The sequence below is a fragment of the Halolactibacillus sp. JCM 19043 genome, from assembly GCF_001310395.1.
Lineage (GTDB): Bacteria > Bacillota > Bacilli > Bacillales > Amphibacillaceae > Halolactibacillus > Halolactibacillus miurensis.
The window spans coordinates 1-2,400 of sequence record NZ_BAXD01000067.1; the positions used below are offsets into that span (position 1 = coordinate 1).

Consider the following 2,400-nt stretch of genomic DNA (forward strand, 5'->3'; position numbering starts at 1 on the left):
TTCGGTGTTTGGTATGAAGGTGTATCTTGTTCTGTTTGTTTATTTTCTTCTGCAGGCGCCAATTTCACTCGATAAACCCAGAAGTATTCATATCCACCACGCGCTGATTTTGCTCGGCCACCAATCGCAATGTATGGTGCATTATCACTCGCTGTGTCAGTAATACCACCATTCGCATCGACTGTTTTACCTAATACATCTGCTTCAACTGATTTTTCTAGGTAAGCTGTGTTAACTGATACGGAGATTGGTCCTTTTGATGAATCTGAGAACAGAACTTTATCATCCGCTCGCAAGTTACCTCTATTGATTGTTGGCTGTAAGTTAAGCGCCATTGCTGGTCCGAATGGCTTGATTGTTCCGTACGTCGTTGTTGTACTATTTTCTTCCGTGATAATTGCATAATGCAGCATATCTAATCCTTTAATCGCCATATTTATTCCTCCTAAAATTAAAATAGCAACCTAGTCTAAGTCGGTTGCATAACTAAAACGTAGTATTTTTCTATATTTCTGTGCATCATTGTCATATGATTCGCTAGAAAACATCCGCTTAAAGCCTGCTTCTTTTAATCTGCTTTCTACTTCGGCCACAATCGTTGTAAAATCACCTGAAGTAAAAACGTCAACTTGATAAAAATACTTCGTTGATACCTCTTTATCATCTGCATTTAAACTAGATGCTTGATTGTATTCGTTAATAATGATGTATTCACTATTATTATTGTTTCCGGTTAACGTTGTGACCGGAACATTAATCGGCCGAAGAGCGTCGATTATAATTCTTTTTACATTCAAATAATCTTCATCTCCTTCCTAAGTTCATCAACGTAAATGTCTAATATCTTTCCTTTACTTAATTCAAAGGCGATGCTAGCAAATGGTTTAGGCGCAATAAAACGCTTGGCCACGACGTTATAATAGCCAAACTCATGCATGTATAAGTAGTAACCTTCCTGCTTCTTACCACCTTTTGTTCCAACAAATACCTCACCGTTTTTAGGGTTTGTTCGATCTATAGACCTTTGTGCATCACCGGAATATGGATTCAACCCATGATTATAAACTTCGTCTCTCATACGCTCCTTGAGTAAATCGGCTGCACGAATGAGCGCCTTGTCTTTCACATGTTCCGGAGCTAACTGAATCAGTTCAACTTCTCGTAGAAGTTCGTCTAAACCTTCAAACTCTAGATTCAATTAAGACACAACCTTCACGACAACCGTCATAGAAACATTTAATCCATCATCATTTTCAATTGATACAATTTCATGTTCTTTTTGATTCCACATAACCGTTAAATTCTCAGGTCGTTCTGTTTCATCCAAAGACTTTTGATAACGAATAAAGAATTCACGATTGTTTTCCATTTGGTTTTGTGCCGCAGTATAAAAACGGTTACCTCGCAATGTCTTTAACGCGCCCCAAACCGTTTTATATGTAACGGATTGGGTAATTGGAAAACCATTCTCGTTTGTTCCACCTGCAGGTTGTTGAAAAATAAGCTTTTGTTTTAAATCACCTGGATTAATTCTCATACTTGATCACCAACTGGATAACAATACTTCAAATGTAACACGATACTGTTCAGAGAATGAGGTACTTCATAATCTTTTTCAGAACGAAAAGATTGTCGATTATCATTCCAATGTTGAACAAGTAACGCTCTTGCTTGATTATACTGTTCAAGCATATTTTCGTTGGTTTCATCAATAGATCCTACCTGGTTACGAATGTGGATGCCTGCTTGTTTATAAAACATTTCGAGCAATGGATCATCGTCATCATAATCAATTCGGATATATTGTTTTAATTTTGCTAATTCTTCTGGTGTAAGAGCCATCATTATCACCCTCTCGAAAAAAGAGAGCGATATTACTCGCCCTCTTTTGTTGGATTACTTTCTGCTTCTTCAATTAGAGATTCGAAATAACTGACTAAACCTTTTCGATTATCGCCAGCTTTTTCAGCTTCTAACAGTGCCTTTACTTCATCTAACTTTAGACCATCTGTGTTCTTTTTCACTTCATCAATGCTTCCATCAAGACAGATGGGTCTTCTGTTTTTTCTTCCACTTCTACAAAGCCCTTTTCTTTTAATAACTGAATACGTTCGGCTGTTGCTTCGAAAACAGTATCTTTTGCAATATATTTCTTGTTGTTATTCTTATCGCGAAACGCTCGAATTACTTTTGCTTTCATGTGAATCTCTCCCTTTTAAATTATTTGATTAAACAATAGGTGCTGCAATATCAATTTGACCAAAGATAACAGCCTCAGAATCCCAAGACTTAACGTTTTCACGCTCAATAGCCCGGAATTCAGTCGTGTTTGTTCTCCAAGCATTACCGCCTTCTTTAGTCATATCTACAGACAGTTGATTGCGGTCGAACAACACAATA

General features: G+C 37.2%; 7 protein-coding genes and 1 pseudogene. All 8 read right to left on the reverse strand.

Going from position 1 to position 2,400, the window contains the following annotated elements; translation table 11 throughout:
* Nucleotides 1–434: major tail protein (locus tag JCM19043_RS15535; RefSeq protein ID WP_062323950.1), on the reverse strand; the 434-nt coding region annotated here is incomplete at its 3' end.
* A 30-nt stretch (nt 435–464) separates the two neighbouring features.
* Complete coding sequence (locus JCM19043_RS15540) at nt 465–797, reverse strand: hypothetical protein (RefSeq protein ID WP_062323951.1); 333 nt, start codon at nt 795–797, stop codon at nt 465–467.
* The gene (locus JCM19043_RS15545) at nt 794–1,198 is read right to left on the reverse strand and encodes a hypothetical protein (protein WP_062323953.1); all 405 of its coding nucleotides are present in this window, start codon (nt 1,196–1,198) and stop codon (nt 794–796) included. Before JCM19043_RS15545 ends, JCM19043_RS15540 begins: the two co-directional genes overlap by 4 nt.
* Nucleotides 1,199–1,537: a phage head closure protein gene (locus tag JCM19043_RS15550; protein WP_231631587.1), complete on the reverse strand. Its 339-nt coding sequence runs from the start codon at nt 1,535–1,537 to the stop codon at nt 1,199–1,201.
* Nucleotides 1,534–1,842: a head-tail connector protein gene (locus JCM19043_RS15555; protein ID WP_062323957.1), complete on the reverse strand. Its 309-nt coding sequence runs from the start codon at nt 1,840–1,842 to the stop codon at nt 1,534–1,536. Before JCM19043_RS15555 ends, JCM19043_RS15550 begins: the two co-directional genes overlap by 4 nt.
* Before the next feature lie 32 nt (nt 1,843–1,874).
* On the reverse strand, nt 1,875–2,024 hold the full coding sequence (locus JCM19043_RS16670) for a hypothetical protein (protein ID WP_156321450.1): 150 nt from the start codon (nt 2,022–2,024) through the stop codon (nt 1,875–1,877).
* Nucleotides 2,021–2,200, reverse strand: a complete 180-nt coding sequence (locus JCM19043_RS15560; protein WP_062323959.1) for a hypothetical protein — start codon at nt 2,198–2,200, stop codon at nt 2,021–2,023. Before JCM19043_RS15560 ends, JCM19043_RS16670 begins: the two co-directional genes overlap by 4 nt.
* Nucleotides 2,201–2,228: 28 nt before the next feature.
* Nucleotides 2,229–2,400, reverse strand: a pseudogene (locus JCM19043_RS19105) (phage major capsid protein); the annotation flags it as partial.

Excerpts from the sequence above, each read along its gene's own strand:
- JCM19043_RS15550 (WP_231631587.1), bottom strand. The coding sequence starts at position 1,537 with ATGAGAATTAATCCAGGTGATTTAAAACAAAAGCTTATTTTTCAACAA.
- JCM19043_RS15555 (WP_062323957.1), bottom strand. The coding sequence starts at position 1,842 with ATGGCTCTTACACCAGAAGAATTAGCAAAATTAAAACAATATATCCGA.
- JCM19043_RS15560 (WP_062323959.1), bottom strand. The coding sequence starts at position 2,200 with ATGAAAGCAAAAGTAATTCGAGCGTTTCGCGATAAGAATAACAACAAG.